The organism is Streptomyces sp. NPDC096324, from assembly GCF_044763015.1.
GTDB lineage: Bacteria > Actinomycetota > Actinomycetes > Streptomycetales > Streptomycetaceae > Streptomyces.
Map to the genome: position 1 here is coordinate 32,226 of NZ_JBIWFK010000022.1, position 15,435 is coordinate 47,660.

Consider the following 15,435-nt stretch of genomic DNA (forward strand, 5'->3'; position numbering starts at 1 on the left):
ATCGAACCGACCCCGAGCGGACTGACCTGAGCGGACGGACAGGGCGGCGGCGAACCATCGCCGCCGCCCGGTACCGAACGGATCACCCGTCCGTCAGGACGAGGCCAGGATCCCGGTGCGATACACCGTGCCCGCGCAGGCGTTGCCCACGGTGACCGACGCGCTCGCGCCGCCGGTCGCCGCCGTACTGGAGACGACGACACTGCCGTCCTGCGTGCCGTCCTCGACGAGGAGCTGGGGCGAGGCGCCCTGCACGCCGGATCCGGCGGTCGTACCGCCGGTGTCGGTGGCCCCCTGCGTCGGGGTGGGGTCGGGTGAGGGCTCCACGGTCGGGCAGGTCGACGAGGGCACCCAGGCGAACTTCACCACGTACGAGGCGCCCGGCTGGAGCACCAGGGACGTGACCTCCGTGGACGGGTCGGGCAGCGCGCCGGCCGCGTCGCCCCCCACATGCGTCGCCACACCGATCCTGGCGGGGTCCGCCGCGCCCTGGGCGGTCGCGTTGACCGAGCCGGCGCCGGTGACCGTGCAGGCGGTGGTGGAGATGTTCGAGACGGTGAAGGAGCCGTAGACCGCGCCGGTGGAGTCCGGTGCGCCCGCCGTGCCGGACGCCCCGCCGAGCTGGTCCGCCGTGCACGTGAGGGCGATCGAGGCGGAGGCCGAGGGATCGGTGCCGCCCGTGACGGCCCCTCCCGCGCCCTTGTCCGTGCCGCCCGGTGTCTCCGTCCGGCTGCCGTCGCCGTCGCCCTTGGACGTGCCCGTCGAGCCCGCGTCCTTGCCGGAGCCGCCGTCCGATCCCTTGCCCTCGCTCGCGCCGCCCTGGGCCTGTGAGCTGTTGGCCGCGATGGACGGGTCGGGGTTCGACCCCGAGGAGTTGGAGACGTGGACGAACGCCGGGATCGCCGTGCCCATGAAGAGCGCCGCCGCCGCCATGCCGACCACGGCCTGCCGCTTGCGCGCCCGCCGCGCCGGAACCGCCCGGCGCAGATGTTCCAGGGTGCCGTCGGTGGGTTCGATCTCCTGAACGGCCTGGTGCAACAGCCGGCGCAGTGCCAGCTCGTCGCCGCCGAACCCTTCGGGTCCCGGTCCGTCCATGTCCGGTGTGCCGGGCTGTTCGTCGGGGCCGTTGTTCACATTTCCGTTCCCAGCGTGCGATTGCGTGTGCTCGTGTTCCGGGCGTCCCTCGTCCTCGGGGCGCCGCTGACCGTCGTGCTCGCTCATGCCGAAGCCCCCATGGCGACACGGAGCGCGGCGATGCCCCGCGAGCCGTACGCCTTCACCGAACCCAGGGAGACACCGAGCGTCTCGGCGACCTGAGCCTCGGTCATGTCCGCGAAGTAGCGCAGGACCAGGACCTCGCGCTGGCGCCGCTGGAGCCCCTTCATCGCCTTGATCAGCGCGTCGCGCTCCAACTGGTCGTAGGCGCCTTCCTCGGCGCTCGCCATGTCGGGCATCGGCTTCGAGAGGAGCTTGAGGCCGAGGATGCGCCGGCGCAGGGCCGAACGCGACAGGTTGACGACGGTCTGCCGCAGGTAGGCGAGCGTCTTCTCCGGGTCCCGGACGCGTTTGCGCGCCGAGTGCACCCGGATGAACGCCTCCTGGACGACGTCCTCGCAGGAGGCGGTGTCGTCGAGCAGAAGCGCCGCGAGGCCGAGAAGCGAGCGGTAGTGCGCCCGGTAGGTCTCGGTCAGGTGGTCGACGGTCGTGCCCGCCGCCAGGCTGTCCTCGGCGCCGTCACGCTGACTCGGGATGCGGGCCGGCCGCGCTGAGGGCATGGGGGCGATCACCGGCATGCCGCCGGGCGCGCCGGGGCTGCGGAGTCGGCGGGGTGGACGCAGGGCGATGCCCCTTGTCTGGACCGCGGTGAATTCGAGTACCTCTGCCACGCCAGTTGGACACACGTCCCCCCGGCAGGGTTGTACGAGACAGGCGTCACAATCGCGCCCGGTGCCACTTCGGCCGGAAACCTCACCCCGGGAACGCCCCCCGGACCCTCCGCCGATACGCCGTCCCGCGCGCGCGACAGTGCACCAGATGCCCTCATGCGTAACAGCTCTTCCCCTGTGCCCAATGCTCCGCCGCCCCCCGGACGCCCCTGAATGGCGACGGCGAAGACGCTCACGGCCCCGTGCGCGGTTGCGTGGGGCGGCAAGTAAATCTTCGAACGCCGACACGAGTCCGTACAAGTGGTCAGGACCATTAAGTTGATCACTGAACCGACAGGGATCCTACAAACCTACCGGCCGGGAGGCACCGGAATTTCGGCCGGAGGCCGCCGGCGGCGGAGAACCTGCGGAACGGCCGTCCCGGCGGAGAACCGGATCCACGAAGTCCCGACGGGCCGCGGAGCCCTGATGATATGCGGAGTCCCGCTGGTCTACGGAGTCCTGCCGATCTCCGCCGCCACCAGCTCGGCGATCTGGGCGGTGTTCAGGGCCGCGCCCTTGCGCAGGTTGTCCCCGCACACGAACAGTTCGAGGGCCGTCGGGTCGTCCAGTGCCCGGCGGACCCGGCCCACCCAGGTCGGGTCGGTGCCCACCACGTCCGCGGGTGTGGGGAACTCACCGGCGGCCGGGTTGTCGAAGAGCACGACGCCGGGCGCGGTGTCCAGGATCTCCCGGGCCTTGTCGACGGTCACCTCGTCCTGGAACCGGGCGTGCACGGTCAGGGAGTGCGTGGTGACGACGGGAACCCGGACGCAGGTCACGGCGACCTTCAGCCGGGGCAGACCGAGGATCTTGCGGGTCTCGTCGCGTACCTTCATCTCCTCCGAGGACCAGCCGTCCTCGGCGAGCGACCCGGCCCACGGCACCACGTTCAGGGCGACCGGCTCCGGGAACGGCCCGGTGTCGTCGCCCACGGCGCGGCGTACGTCACCGGGGTTGTTCCCCAGTTCCGTGCCCGCGACCAGGGACATCTGGCGGCGCAGGGTGTCGATGCCCGCCCGGCCCGCACCGCTGACCGCCTGGTACGAGGAGACGACGAGTTCCCGCAGCCCGAACTCGGCGTGCAGGGCACCCAGCGCCACGATCATGGACAGGGTCGTGCAGTTCGGGTTGGAGACGATCCCGCGGGGGCGCACACGCGCGGCGTGCGGATTCACCTCGGGAACGACGAGGGGCACTTCCGGGTCCATACGGAAGGCGCCGGAGTTGTCGACGACGACCGCGCCCTTGGCGGCGGCGATCGGCGCCCACTGGGCGGCCACCTCGTCCGGCACGTCGAACATGGCGACGTCGACCCCGTCGAAGGCCTCCTCCGCCAGGGCCGTCACCTCGACCTCCACACCGCGCACGGCCAGCTTGCGGCCGGCCGAGCGCGGCGAGGCGATCAGTCGGATCTCACCCCAAATGTCCGCGTGCTGGGACAGGATCTGGAGCATGACCGTGCCGACGGCTCCGGTCGCTCCCACGACCGCGAGCGTCGGTCGTCGGGTCATCGCCCGGTGCCTCCGTAGACGACGGCCTCGTCGCTGTCGGAGTCGAGCCCGAAGGCGGTGTGCACGGCACGGACGGCGTCGTTGACGTCGTCGGCGCGGGTGACGACGGAGATGCGGATCTCGGAGGTCGAGATCAGCTCGATGTTGACCCCGGCGTCGGTGAGCGCCTCGAAGAAGCCGGCCGTGACACCCGGGTTGGTCTTCATGCCGGCGCCGACGAGCGAGATCTTGCCGATCTGGTCGTCGTAGCGCAGCGACTCGAAGCCGATGACGCCCTTCGCCTTCTCCAGGGCGTCGATGGCCTTGCGGCCCTCGGTCTTCGGGAGGGTGAAGGAGATGTCCGTCAGGCCCGTGGTGGCCGCCGACACGTTCTGGACGATCATGTCGATGTTGATCTCGGCGTCGGCGATGGCGCGGAAGATCGAGGCGGCCTCGCCCGGCTTGTCCGGGACGCCGACGACCGTGACCTTGGCCTCGGAGGTGTCGTGAGCGACACCGGAAATGATGGCCTGCTCCACCTTCTGGTCCCCTTGCTTTCGAACGAGTGGCGCGCTGCTGACCCAGGTGCCCTGAAGTCCGCTGAAGGACGACCGCACGTGGATCGGGATGTTGTAACGGCGGGCGTATTCCACACAGCGGTGGAGCAGCACCTTGGAGCCGGAGGCGGCGAGCTCCAGCATGTCCTCGAAGGCGATCCAGTCGATCTTCTTCGCCTTCTTCACCACGCGCGGGTCGGCGGTGAACACGCCGTCCACGTCGGTGTAGATCTCGCACACCTCGGCGTCGAGCGCCGCGGCCAGCGCGACCGCCGTGGTGTCGGACCCGCCGCGGCCCAGCGTGGTGATGTCCTTCTTGTCCTGCGAGACGCCCTGGAAGCCGGCGACGATGGCGATGTTGCCCTCGTCGAGCGCCGTACGGATACGGCCCGGGGTGACGTCGATGATCCGGGCTTTGTTGTGGACCGAGTCGGTGATGACGCCTGCCTGGCTGCCGGTGAAGCTCTGGGCGCTGTGGCCCAGGTTTTTGATCGCCATGGCCAGCAGGGCCATGGAGATCCGCTCTCCGGCGGTCAGCAGCATGTCGAACTCTCGTCCGCTGGGCATCGGGGATACCTGCTCGGCGAGATCGATCAGCTCGTCCGTCGTGTCGCCCATCGCGGAAACGACCACGACCACCTGGTGGCCGTTCTTCTTCGCTTCCACGATCCGCTTGGCGACGCGCTTGATGCCCTCGGCATCGGCTACGGAGGAACCTCCGTACTTCTGCACGACAAGGCCCACGTGCGCTCCTCGCTCAGTCCGTCTCTGCACCGCACTACTGCGGTCGGCCCAGTCTAACGAGCGGCCGGAATTCCCTTCCGGGGTGTCGCATCGTGAGATGTCCCGCTCACGACGTGATCACTCCGGGCTGTCAGGTCGGCAAGGGGTCCGGCCGCTCCGAGACGGCACCTGCCCGTGCCGGAGCCCCGCCACTCCGAACGTGCCCCAGGTCACACCGGGGAAGGCGCGGGAAGCGGAACGCGGGACGGGCGGTGGCGGCTACTTGACCGTGCGCAGACCGAGTGGTCCGGCGATCTCCTCCGCCATCACCTTGCCGGCCTCCTCCGCGAGCGCTTCCTCGCCGAGGTCCTGGTCGGTGTCGAGGCCGTCCAGCTCCTCCAGGGGCTGGTTCAGCCGGACGTGGGCGACGACGGACTGGAGGGCGCGCAGGGTCGCGGAGGCGGTGGATCCCCAGTTCGAGAAGTAGGAGAACTGCCACCACCACAGAGCCTCCGTGGTGCGGCCCGCGCGGTAGTGGGCCATGCCGTGGCGCAGGTCGGTCATGACATCGGCGAGGTCGTCGGAGATACGGGCCGGGACCGGGGCCTTGCGGGGCTCGTAGGGGTCGAAGACCTCGGAGTAGACGTCGATCGGCTCCAGCATCACGGCGAGACGCTCACGGAGATCGTCCACGTCCGCCTCGGGGCCGAGGTCGGGCTCGTAGCGCTCGTCGGGAACGATGTCCTCGTGCGCGCCGAGACGGCCGCCGGCCAGGAGGAGCTGGGAGACCTCCAGCAGGAGGAAGGGCACGGCCGAGTCCGGCTCGTCCCCCTTGGCCACCTCGTTGACGGCGACCAGGAAGCTCTCCACCTGGTCCGCGATCTGAACGACGAAGTCGTCGGGGTCCGGGCTGGTCGCGTGCAGCGTGGCGTCAGACATCTAGAAGTCGTCTCCCCTCGAAGGCGCGGCCGAGTGTGACCTCGTCCGCGTATTCCAGGTCGCCGCCCACCGGGAGGCCGCTGGCCAGGCGGGTGACCTTGAGGCCCATGGGCTTGATCATGCGGGCGAGATACGTGGCCGTGGCCTCGCCCTCCAGGTTCGGGTCCGTGGCCAGGATGAGCTCGGTGACCGTGCCGTCGGCGAGGCGGGCCAGGAGTTCCCTGATGCGCAGGTCGTCCGGGCCGACGCCCTCGATCGGGCTGATCGCGCCGCCGAGCACGTGGTACTTGCCCCGGAACTCGCGTGTCCGCTCGACCGCGACGACGTCCTTCGGCTCCTCCACCACACAGATCACCGTGAGGTCGCGGCGCGGGTCGCGGCAGATGTTGCACAGCTCCTCCTGCGCCACGTTGCCGCAGGTCGCGCAGAAGCGGACCTTCGCCTTGACCTCCATCAGGCACTGCGCGAGCCGGCGGACGTCCGTCGGTTCGGCCTGCAGGATGTGGAAGGCGATCCGCTGCGCGCTCTTGGGACCGACGCCGGGGAGCCGCCCCAGTTCGTCGATGAGGTCCTGAACAACGCCTTCGTACAACGGACTGCCTTTCCGAGTGCTTCGGTACCGCCTGGTCCCGTCCTACTGTTTCTTCCTGGTCCGTACGGTAGTTGGATGCCGCCGGTCTTAGAAAGGCAGACCGGGGATACCGCTGCCGCCGCCGAGCCCCTGGGTGAGCGGGCCGAGCGTCTGCTGCTGGAGCGCCTGGGCGTTCTCGTTCGCCGCCTGGACGGCCGCGACGATCAGGTCGGCGAGCGTCTCGGTGTCCTCGGGGTCGACCGCCTTCGGGTCGATCACCAGGGCGCGGAGCTCTCCGGAGCCCGTCACGGTCGCCTTGACCAGGCCGCCGCCCGCCTGGCCCCCGACCTCCGTGCGCGCCAGCTCCTCCTGCGCGTTCGCGAGGTCCTGCTGCATCTTCTGGGCCTGCTGCAGCAACTGCTGCATATTGGGCTGGCCACCACCGGGAATCACGATCAGCTCCTGGTTTCGAGTACGGCTGTCCGAGCGCTTCTTCCTGTCCAGCACGAGCCTACGTGGTCCAAGGGCCCGTCGCCCAAGCACTCTTTCGAGTGATATCACAGCGGCGCCTATACCTGATCAAGGCCCTCTTCCGGGCGGAAAAGCCGGTAAACCCGGTCCATCGCCACCCATTGGGCGGTAGGAAGGGGGCTGCGCATTTGCACCATGCGTCACACGACGTCACGCACCGCACGCACTGTCCGTACCGTCACCGTCGTCACGACGCCACCGTCGTCCGTCATCACCGTCGTCAACTAGGGAGTGCCGGGTGAGTCAGCCGGAGATGCAGCCGGAGGGGCCGCTCCAGGACGGGCGGAGCGAGGGCGCGGCGGGGCCCCGGCCGGGCGACCTGACCGGTCGGCCGTTTCCGCTCGGCGACTGGGGGGAGCCGGCCGAGCGGCTCCACGAGCTCTACCGCTGGGTGGAACAGGGCGCGCTCGACACGGCCGCCTGGTATCTCTCCGACCGCGTGTGGAAGCGGTGGGCGGCCCGGGTGCTGCGGTCCGGTGCCACGCTGGGGGCCGTCTCCGGGGCCGCGCTGCCGCTGCTCGACCTCACCGGATCGGTGCGGGGGGCGGCTCCGTGGGGCTATCTGGCGCTGCTGCTCGCGGCCTCCTGCGTCGGCGTCGACCGGTTCTTCGGCGTGACCTCGGGATGGATAAGGGACGTGGCCACCGCGCAGGCCGTGCAGCGACGGCTTCAGGCGTTGCAGTTCGACTGGGCGTCCGAGAGCGTCCGGGAGGTCCTCGGACCCGCCGACGGAACGGCCAGCGAGGCCGCCGACCGGTGCATCGGGGTACTGCGCCGGTTCTCGGAGGACGTCACGGAGCTGGTGCGCACCGAGACGGCGGACTGGATGGTGGAGTTCCGTACGGGACCGGCGCCGCTGGGGATCCAGTCCTCGGCGGCGGGCGCGCCCCGCCCCGACGGGCCGCCGCTGAACGGCCGCACCCCGCTGCCGCCCGGAACCCGCCCGAACATGCCCCGCCAACGCCCGCCCGAGCCGAGGTAGCCGGGGACACCGGCGCCAGCCCGACCGAGGTCGCCGGAACGCCGCCGCCCGCGCGAGCCCCGGCGGCCGGGCGCCATGCCGTCAGCCGGCTCCGCAGATCCTCAGCCCGACCGGCGTCCCGCAGGGGAGATGGCCGTGGGTGCGGATGACGTCCTGGCCGCTGCCCCGGCTGATGTAGGAGAGGAAGCTGGAGGCGAGGGAGTCGGCGGGCGGCTGTCCGTAGGTGTAGGCGTACTCGATCTCGCGGTACGGGTAGGCCGAGGTGCCGTGCTCCAGGTCCTCGACCGAGGCGGTGTGACCGTCGAGGCTGATCCGGTGCAGGCCCCTGCGGCCGGTGGCGTCGTTGAGTTCGCTGTAGCCGATCGCGCCGGGCAGCTTGGCGACCGTGTCGAGGACCTGCTCGGTGGAGTCGAGTTCGCACCGCGCGACCGGTGCCGTCGCGTCGTCCTTGTGGACGCAGTCGAGCGAAGAGTTGGCGATCTCGCCGCGCCCGAGCACCCGGCGCTGGAACACCTGCCGGGTACCGGAGTTGGCGTCCCGGCTGACCAGGAGGACGGGTCTGTCTGGTCCGCCGAGCTGCTTCCAGTTCGTGATCTCGCCTCGGTACAGCCGCCGTACGTCGGTCAGCGACAGGTTCCTGACCGGGACGGCGTCGTTGACGACGAGCGTGAACACCGACACCGCGATCCGGTTCTCCCGCAGGTGCGGGAAGTCGCCCGGCTTGGGGCCGTCGGAGAGCGCGACGAGAGCCGGGGACCCCTTCTTCGACGCCCGCCCCGCCGTGTCGAGCTCGCGCACACCGGCCGTGCTGCCGTGGGTGTCCACCGTGATCGTGGCGCCCCGGCAGTCGTGCTCGTACTTCTCCGCCAGTTCGCGCGCCACCGGCTCGAAGGCGGTCGAGCCCGTGACGGCCAGCGTGCCCCGCTCGCAGCCGATCGGGGGCGGGGTGTCGTCGCGCAGGACGACGATCACGGCGAGCGTCACGACGCACACCGTCAGCAGGACGGTGATCAGCCGCGCGGCCCGGCTGAACAGCGGCGGCTTGTCGTCCGGTGTCGTACTGCGGTTGGGCCGGACCTCGCCGTCCCGGATGCCCCCGACGATCCGTACCGGACAGCCCACGTCGCCGCCGGACAGCAGGACCAGCAGCTTGAAGTGCTCGCCCCGGTTGAGCGGGACCCGCGGGATGCGCAGTATGCCGCGCTCGTAACTGAGACCGGCGGCCGGCGTGAAGTGGTCCATCAGATGGTCGGTGCCGGGCGGCTGGGTCACGGAGACACCGCGGATCGTGCGATCGGTGAACACCGCGGTCAGGCCGTGCCGTTCGCGGCTCGTGTAGTCCTCCCCGACGATGCTCTGCGAGCCGTCGTTCTCGATCCGCAGCAGCACGAGGGTGGCGTCGGACATGCCGGGCGTCTCGTCGAACAGTCCGAGCCGTACGTTCGCCCGCCCCGAGCGGACCCCGTCGCCGATGGGGTTGTCCATCTGGACGCGGTAGCCGACGGTCTTGCGGCGCGGCACCCTTCGCTCGTACCAGACCATCACGGCGGAGGAGACGACACCGATCACGGCGGTCCCGACGGCCACGACGTTCTCTGCGCTCAGCCACTCCACGTGAGCCACTCCCCCGAGCACTGCCCTGCCCTGCGGTGCGGTCACCGTACGACTCCGGCCGGAAACAGCCCACATACGGGAAGTGAACTTCAACAGCCTCGGCGGGCACGGCGGCCGGCGGGTTCTCCAAGCCGGCCGGCCCGTCCCACGAGCGGTGCACGTGCCGTCCCGCGGGCCCCTGCCCGCGGGACGGCACGGGACTCAGCCGCTCCTGGTGTACGTCAGCTCGGCCTCGGCCGCCAAGCCCGTCTTCGCCCGCCGCAGCCGGCCGTCCGACAGCAGGGTGACCTCGGAGGCGTCACCCGGGTTGCAGGACGGCGGTCCGCCGACGGTGACCTCGGAGGGGCCGAACTCCAGCGGCCCGCCGGACCCCGGGGTGGCGGCGAGGGCGGCCTGGAAGACGCAGTGGTACCCGGCCGAGCCGTCCGCGACGATCGTCAGCACCGTGTCGCCGACACCGCCCTGCTGGATCGTCATCCGGCGCGTGTGGTGGCCGGTCTTGTTGTCGATGACCGCGTCCCAGGTGCCGACGAACGCCTCCGGAACGGTGCCCGCCCGCGTCGTCGGCGCGCTGGGCGGCACCGTGGTGCCGCCGTCCGGAACCTGCGAGGCGCTCTGCCCCGGTGTCGTCGCGCCGGAGGTGGAGCCGGACGCCTTGGGGTCGTCCTGACCTCCCCCGCCCCCTCTCCCGTTCAGCAACGCGAACACGCTGCCGCCCGCGCCGAGCGCGACGACCAGGGCCACGACCACGAGGAGGGCCGTGGACCGGCCGGTCCGCTGCGCGGGCTCCGGGCCGAGCGGGGCGACACCGTGACCGTACGGAGGGGTCGGGCCGTACGGCGGGGTCGCGCCGCCGGGACCGTACGGCTGGGCTACCGCGCCCGGACCGTAGGGAGGCGTCGAACCGTACGGCGGCTGGGCCGCACCCCACCCGGCCTGCGGATAGCCGTACGCCGGGTGGGCCGGGCCCTGGCCGGCGGGTCCCGGGTGCTGCTGCGGATAGCCGTAGGCGGGGTGCGGGCCGGCCGGTGCCGCCGGGGGAGGCGTCGCGCCCGAGCCGCCGATCACGGTCGGGAGATGGTTCACCGGGCCGGGCTGCCCCGGAGGCGGCGGGGTGGCGCCCCCGTCGGCGGGCGCGTGTTCCGGGGAGGACGCGGCGGGCGCCGAGGAGGAGGACGACGGCGTCGAAGAGGAGGCGGAGGCCGAGGCGGAGGGCGAGACGGCGGGCGGCTTGGAGAGATCGGGGGTGGCGACGGGTGCCGGCGGCAGGGCGAGCAGGGCGCCGGGCGCCGGAGCCCCGGCCGGGAGCTGCGGCGGCCCCTGGTCCGGGTTCTCCGTGTCCAGCAGCCGTACGGCGTGCCGCCCGAGCTGGGCCACCAGCGAACCGGGCAGCCAGGGGTCGAGGGTGCGGCCCTCCGCGACGGTGTCCTCGGCGCCCGTGCGCTCCAGGATCTCGTCGAGACCGGGCCGGGCGCCGGGATCCTTGCGCAGACAGTCCCGCACGAGGTCGGCGAGCCCCTCGGGCACCCCCGTCAGGTCCGCCTCCTCCTGCGCGATGCGGAACATCATGGCGTGCACACCGCTGTTGGCCGCGCCGAACGGAAGGGCGCCGGTGGCCGCGTACGAGAGGACCGAGCCGAGGCAGAAGATGTCGCACGCGGGCGTGACGCGGTCGCCGCGCACCTGCTCGGGGGCCATGAATCCCGGCGAGCCGACGAGCGCCCCGGTGTGGGTCAGGCCGCCGTCCGTCACCGTCTCCAGGGCACGCGCGATGCCGAAGTCGATGACGCGGGGGCCGTCGATGGTGACGAGGACGTTCGAGGGCTTGAGGTCGCGGTGGATCAGACCCGCGGCGTGGATGTCCTGGAGCGCGTGCGCGAGACCCGCGGCGAGGATGCGCACGGACCGCTCGGGCAGTGCGCCGTGGTCGCGTCCGACGACGGCCTGGAGCGAGGGCCCCGCGACATAGCCGGTGGCCACCCAGGGAATCGGGGCATCGGTGTCCGCGTCCAGGACGGGCGCGGTCCACAGCCCGCCGACCCGGCGGGCGGCCTGCACCTCCTGGCGGAAGCGGGCCCGGAACTCCTCCTGCTCGGCGAGTTCGGGCCGGACGAGTTTGACGGCGACCGTACGTCCCCGGTCGGACCGCGCGAGATAGACGTGGCCCATCCCTCCGGCGCCGAGTCTCGCCAGCAGCCGGTACGCCCCGATCTGCTGCGGATCCCCCGCCCCCAGCTTCTCCATGGCAGTGCCCACCCTCCCCCATATGTGTGCAACAGACCGAGGATAGTGCGCGGTGGCGGAAGCCGGGCGGGCCCGTGTCCACGGTTCCGTCACGGCTGGTGCCGTTTTGGTAACGGACCGCATCGCCGCCCTCGGCACCCCGGCCCCGGGCCGCCCCGAGCGCTCACCGCACGCCCGCGCCGGGCTCCGCGGCGGTCCCGCGCACCCCCCGGCCAAGCCCGACAGTCTGTCGCGGAAAGCCCCCGACCGCAGACAGGACGCCGATACCGCGCCCGGTCCGTGGACATTTACGCTTCGCCGCATGACCCCTCAGCCCAACCCCCAGGCCGGCGCCGCCGTGAAGGCCGCGGACCGCGCGCACGTGTTCCACTCCTGGTCCGCGCAGGAGCTCATCGACCCGCTCGCCGTCGCCGGCGCCGAGGGTTCGTACTTCTGGGACTACGAAGGCAAGCGGTATCTGGACTTCACCAGTGGGCTCGTCTTCACCAACATCGGCTACCAGCACCCGAAGGTCGTCGCCGCGATCCAGGAACAGGCCGCGACCCTGTCCACGTTCGCGCCCGCCTTCGCCGTCGAGGCGCGTTCGGAGGCGGCCCGGCTGATCGCCGAGCGGACCCCGGGCGACCTGGACAAGATCTTCTTCACCAACGGCGGCGCGGAGGCCGTCGAGAACGCCACGCGGATGGCCCGGCTGCACACCGGCCGCCCGAAGGTGCTCTCCGCCTACCGCTCGTACCACGGCGCCACCTCCACGGCGATCAACCTCACCGGTGACCCGCGGCGCTGGCCGAACGACATCGGCGCGGCCGGTGTCGTCCACTTCTGGGCGCCGTTCCTGTACCGCAGCCCCTTCCACTCCGACAGCGAGCGGCAGGAGTGCGAGCGCGCGCTCCAGCACCTGGAGGACACGATCGCCTTCGAGGGGCCCGGGACCATAGCGGCCCTGATCCTGGAGACGATCCCGGGCACGGCGGGCATCATGACGCCGCCGCCCGGCTACCTCGCCGGAGTGCGGGAGATCTGCGACCGGTACGGGATCGTCTTCATCCTGGACGAGGTCATGGCCGGGTTCGGCCGCACCGGAAAGTGGTTCGCGGCGGACCACTACGAGGTGACGCCGGACCTGATGACCTTCGCCAAGGGCGTGAACTCCGGCTATGTGCCGCTGGGCGGTGTGGCGATCTCCTCCGCCATCGCCGAGACCTTCGCACGGCGGCCCTACCCGGGCGGGCTCACCTACTCCGGGCACCCGCTGGCCTGCGCCGCCGCGGTCGCGACGATCAACGTCATGGAGGAGGAGGGGATCGTCGGCCAGGCGGCCGCGATCGGCGAGACCGTCCTCGGCCCCGGGCTGCGCGCGCTGGCCGAGCGGCACCCGAGTGTCGGCGAGGTGCGCGGCACGGGCGTCTTCTGGGCGCTGGAGCTGGTGAAGGACCGGGAGACCCGGGAGCCGCTGGTCCCGTACAACGCGTCGGGCGAGGCGAACGCGCCGATGGCCGCGTTCGGCGCCGCGGCTAAGGCCCGTGGTCTGTGGCCCTTCATCAACATGAACCGCACCCACGTCGTGCCGCCGTGCAACATCACCGAGGCCGAGGCCAAGGAGGGCCTCGCGGCCCTGGACGAGGCGCTGTCGGTGGCGGACGAGCACACGGTGTGAGGCCTTGAGGTCTTGGGGGTTCCCGCCCTTCTTGCTCAGGAGCCCCCACTCCTGAGCCTCGGGGGTTCCCACTCCCGGTGCTCAGAGGTCGTCGCTCCCGGTGGGGGTCGGTCGTGGTGGTTCTCCGTGTCCCTTCGGGGGTGGCGGGGAGTCGGGCGGCCGGCCCCCACGGCGTATGGTGGCCTGCTCGACGGGATACGCGAGTGGATGCGCGCACCGACCCACGCGACGGGGAGTGAGATCACCACCATGGCCGGCACCGGCGGCAGTGGCGCCGTAACACGCAGCACCCTGCGACAGCAGATCGCGGACGCGCTCCGTGACGAGGTGCTCGGCGGGCGCCTGCGGCCCGGCCAGGAGTTCACGGTGAAGGAGATCGCCGAGCAGTACGGCGTGTCCGCCACCCCGGTCCGCGAGGCCCTGGTCGATCTGTCCGCCCAGGGGCTTCTGGACGCGGACCAGCACCGCGGCTTCCGGGTGCACGAGTACTCCGGCGCCGACTACCGCGGCATGATCGAGGCGCGCAGCCTGATCACGGAGGGCATGTTCCAGAGCCTCGTGGCGAGCGGCATGCCGCAGGCCGACGACCCCCGCGCGCTCGCCGCCCTCGCGGCCGTCAGGCGCCGTGGCGAGGAGGCCCAGCGCGCGGCGACCGCCGGCGATCTGAACATCCTCATCGGCTACGACCTCCGTTACTGGCGCGAACTCAGCAACCTGTTCGGCAACAGCTATCTCGCCGACTTCCTGCACCGGATGCGGGTCCAGTCCTGGGTCTGCACGGTCCAGCACCTGCGCCACATCTCCGATCTCAAGGGCCATCTGTGGTCCGGCCACACCGAGCTGGTGGACGCCCTCGCGCGCCGCGACGCCGACGGGGCGCGGGCGATCGTGACGGCGTACAACGAGCACGCGCTCACCCTCATCGAGCGCCTCGACGCCCCCTGAGGCGCGGACCTCCGACCGGATCGTCCCGTTCCCGTGTTTGGGGACACTCCCGCCGGGTGATCGGGAGGATGGGGGCGGGGCCCCTGGAAACGGACAACCCCGGCCACCCGGCGGCCCAGTTGCGCACCGGCCTCTTCACAGGACCGCCACGCGCATTACGCTGCCCTGACCACCCTGCACCCCAAGGAGCAAGAGGAGCCGTCTGTTGGCCTGTGACCTGTGGTTGGTCCCGCTCGTCGACGTGCTGTGCCACACCCCCGACAACCCCTTCGCCGAGGAACTGGCGCTCTACGACAAGGTGCTCGCCGAGGCCGGGCTTCCCCCGGTGCCGGTGTACGCGTACATGCCGGGGCTGTCGGGTGACGTGGCCCCGGTCGCCGGCTTCGACTACGACGCGCTGCACTTCCTGCGTCGCGCCTACCTGCTCCAGATGTGCGGGCTCGCGGTGGCGCCGGTCGATGAACTCGGCGGCGACTACGAGCAGTTGCTGGAGATGTTCGAGACGAACGCCCAGCAGTCCCATCTGGTCTGGCACTACGACCACGCGGGCGCCTACGTCCCGGTGGACTTCCCGCACCCGCTGGCCAACGACGAACTCCTCGCGGGCGGCGGGCCGCTGGGCTCGTCCCAGGTTCTCCTGCGCGAACTCGAGTTCGTGGCCCCCTCGATCGGCATCGACCCGGCGAACCCGCCGGCGCCGCCGCAGCCTCCGAACGCCCCGACGGAGTTGGAGGAGCCCGCCGCTCCGGCCCCCTTCGACTCCAGCCCCTTCGCCCGCGAGCGTCACGTCTGGCTGGGCCTCCACGCCGCGGCCACCCGGAGCCTCGCCCAGGGCTCCATGATCGTCTTCAGCTGATCCGTCCGTCTCGGGGTGCGGGGCCGGTGTCATGGCCCCGCGCCGCGGTCCTCTCACGGCCCCGCACCCCGGTCCGGCCGTCAGCCGAGCTGGGCCAGGCCCTTGTGGAGATCTTCCGCGTTCATGACCGGGGCGATCTCGAACTTCGCGCCCAGGCTCATGAAGAACGGCTCCGCGATCGCCGGAATCTGGCTGCTGTCCTGAAGGTCGAAAACCATGTAGCACGCGCGGCAGCCCTCGTTGGTGGTGAAGTAGACCGCCTCCGGCTTGAGCCGCTCCATCGTCTCCTGCATCAACTGCGGAAGCTTTCCATTACGGATGAGCTCGTTGCCCTTCTCCGTGTCCATGGTCGCCCTGAGCATCACGCGCATCGCACTCTCCTTCTCCGTCGTGGACGC

General features: G+C 71.4%; 14 protein-coding genes. 4 read left to right on the plus strand and 10 right to left on the minus strand.

Features of this window, described 5'->3' with window-relative positions:
- Positions 1-93: 93 nt before the first annotated feature.
- The 7 genes from ACIQ7M_RS37710 to ACIQ7M_RS37740 all read right to left on the minus strand — a co-directional run bounded on the left by ACIQ7M_RS37710 (position 94) and on the right by ACIQ7M_RS37740 (position 6,661).
- The gene (locus ACIQ7M_RS37710; RefSeq protein ID WP_403652848.1) at positions 94-1,221 is read right to left on the minus strand and encodes a hypothetical protein; all 1,128 of its coding nucleotides are present in this window, start codon (positions 1,219-1,221) and stop codon (positions 94-96) included.
- Positions 1,218-1,886, minus strand: coding sequence for a SigE family RNA polymerase sigma factor (locus ACIQ7M_RS37715; protein WP_355759321.1), 669 nt, complete (start codon positions 1,884-1,886; stop codon positions 1,218-1,220). Before ACIQ7M_RS37715 ends, ACIQ7M_RS37710 begins: the two co-directional genes overlap by 4 nt.
- 491 nt (positions 1,887-2,377) lie before the next feature.
- Positions 2,378-3,439: an aspartate-semialdehyde dehydrogenase gene (locus ACIQ7M_RS37720; RefSeq protein WP_386980871.1), complete on the minus strand. Its 1,062-nt coding sequence runs from the start codon at positions 3,437-3,439 to the stop codon at positions 2,378-2,380.
- Positions 3,436-4,719 (minus strand): aspartate kinase, encoded by a 1,284-nt coding sequence (locus ACIQ7M_RS37725; protein WP_355759318.1) that lies wholly within the window; start codon positions 4,717-4,719, stop codon positions 3,436-3,438. Before ACIQ7M_RS37725 ends, ACIQ7M_RS37720 begins: the two co-directional genes overlap by 4 nt.
- A 258-nt stretch (positions 4,720-4,977) precedes the next feature.
- Positions 4,978-5,637 carry a DUF5063 domain-containing protein gene (locus ACIQ7M_RS37730; RefSeq protein WP_351871529.1) on the minus strand — a complete coding sequence of 220 codons (660 nt, stop codon included), beginning with the start codon at positions 5,635-5,637 and terminating at the stop codon, positions 4,978-4,980.
- Positions 5,630-6,229 carry a recombination mediator RecR gene (recR, locus tag ACIQ7M_RS37735; RefSeq protein WP_266400725.1) on the minus strand — a complete coding sequence of 200 codons (600 nt, stop codon included), beginning with the start codon at positions 6,227-6,229 and terminating at the stop codon, positions 5,630-5,632. Before recR ends, ACIQ7M_RS37730 begins: the two co-directional genes overlap by 8 nt.
- Positions 6,230-6,316: 87 nt before the next feature.
- The gene (locus ACIQ7M_RS37740; protein WP_326786519.1) at positions 6,317-6,661 is read right to left on the minus strand and encodes a YbaB/EbfC family nucleoid-associated protein; all 345 of its coding nucleotides are present in this window, start codon (positions 6,659-6,661) and stop codon (positions 6,317-6,319) included.
- A gap of 316 nt (positions 6,662-6,977) precedes the next feature.
- Between ACIQ7M_RS37740 and ACIQ7M_RS37745 the strand changes: the two genes are divergently transcribed.
- Complete coding sequence (locus ACIQ7M_RS37745; RefSeq protein ID WP_389837856.1) at positions 6,978-7,721, plus strand: SLATT domain-containing protein; 744 nt, start codon at positions 6,978-6,980, stop codon at positions 7,719-7,721.
- 81 nt (positions 7,722-7,802) lie between these two features.
- On the opposite strand, the gene ACIQ7M_RS37750 is transcribed toward ACIQ7M_RS37745, so the two are convergent.
- The gene (locus ACIQ7M_RS37750; RefSeq protein WP_403652854.1) at positions 7,803-9,335 is read right to left on the minus strand and encodes a substrate-binding domain-containing protein; all 1,533 of its coding nucleotides are present in this window, start codon (positions 9,333-9,335) and stop codon (positions 7,803-7,805) included.
- A 201-nt stretch (positions 9,336-9,536) separates the two neighbouring features.
- Positions 9,537-11,579 (minus strand): serine/threonine-protein kinase, encoded by a 2,043-nt coding sequence (locus tag ACIQ7M_RS37755; protein WP_355759312.1) that lies wholly within the window; start codon positions 11,577-11,579, stop codon positions 9,537-9,539.
- Positions 11,580-11,880: 301 nt separating this feature from the next.
- Between ACIQ7M_RS37755 and ACIQ7M_RS37760 the strand changes: the two genes are divergently transcribed.
- The 3 genes from ACIQ7M_RS37760 to ACIQ7M_RS37770 all read left to right on the plus strand — a co-directional run bounded on the left by ACIQ7M_RS37760 (position 11,881) and on the right by ACIQ7M_RS37770 (position 15,037).
- The gene (locus ACIQ7M_RS37760) at positions 11,881-13,236 is read left to right on the plus strand and encodes an aspartate aminotransferase family protein (RefSeq protein ID WP_355759310.1); all 1,356 of its coding nucleotides are present in this window, start codon (positions 11,881-11,883) and stop codon (positions 13,234-13,236) included.
- A gap of 249 nt (positions 13,237-13,485) precedes the next feature.
- Entirely contained in the window at positions 13,486-14,181 is a 696-nt protein-coding gene (locus ACIQ7M_RS37765) for a GntR family transcriptional regulator (protein ID WP_355759454.1), read from the plus strand.
- Positions 14,182-14,386: 205 nt separating this feature from the next.
- Positions 14,387-15,037: a hypothetical protein gene (locus ACIQ7M_RS37770; RefSeq protein ID WP_355759309.1), complete on the plus strand. Its 651-nt coding sequence runs from the start codon at positions 14,387-14,389 to the stop codon at positions 15,035-15,037.
- An 80-nt stretch (positions 15,038-15,117) separates the two neighbouring features.
- Here the strand turns inward: ACIQ7M_RS37770 and ACIQ7M_RS37775 are convergent, their stop codons facing one another.
- Positions 15,118-15,408, minus strand: coding sequence for a DUF3303 family protein (locus ACIQ7M_RS37775; protein WP_403652858.1), 291 nt, complete (start codon positions 15,406-15,408; stop codon positions 15,118-15,120).
- Between the last annotated feature and the right edge of the window lie 27 nt (positions 15,409-15,435).

Bases quoted from the DNA above. Each gene is read 5' to 3' on its own strand.
- ACIQ7M_RS37710 (WP_403652848.1), bottom strand. From the start codon at position 1,221: ATGAGCGAGCACGACGGTCAGCGGCGCCCCGAGGACGAGGGACGCCCG.
- ACIQ7M_RS37720 (WP_386980871.1), bottom strand. From the start codon at position 3,439: ATGACCCGACGACCGACGCTCGCGGTCGTGGGAGCGACCGGAGCCGTC.
- ACIQ7M_RS37730 (WP_351871529.1), bottom strand. From the start codon at position 5,637: ATGTCTGACGCCACGCTGCACGCGACCAGCCCGGACCCCGACGACTTC.
- ACIQ7M_RS37755 (WP_355759312.1), bottom strand. From the start codon at position 11,579: ATGGAGAAGCTGGGGGCGGGGGATCCGCAGCAGATCGGGGCGTACCGG.
- ACIQ7M_RS37760 (WP_355759310.1), top strand. From the start codon at position 11,881: ATGACCCCTCAGCCCAACCCCCAGGCCGGCGCCGCCGTGAAGGCCGCG.
- ACIQ7M_RS37765 (WP_355759454.1), top strand. From the start codon at position 13,486: ATGGCCGGCACCGGCGGCAGTGGCGCCGTAACACGCAGCACCCTGCGA.
- ACIQ7M_RS37775 (WP_403652858.1), bottom strand. From the start codon at position 15,408: ATGCGCGTGATGCTCAGGGCGACCATGGACACGGAGAAGGGCAACGAG.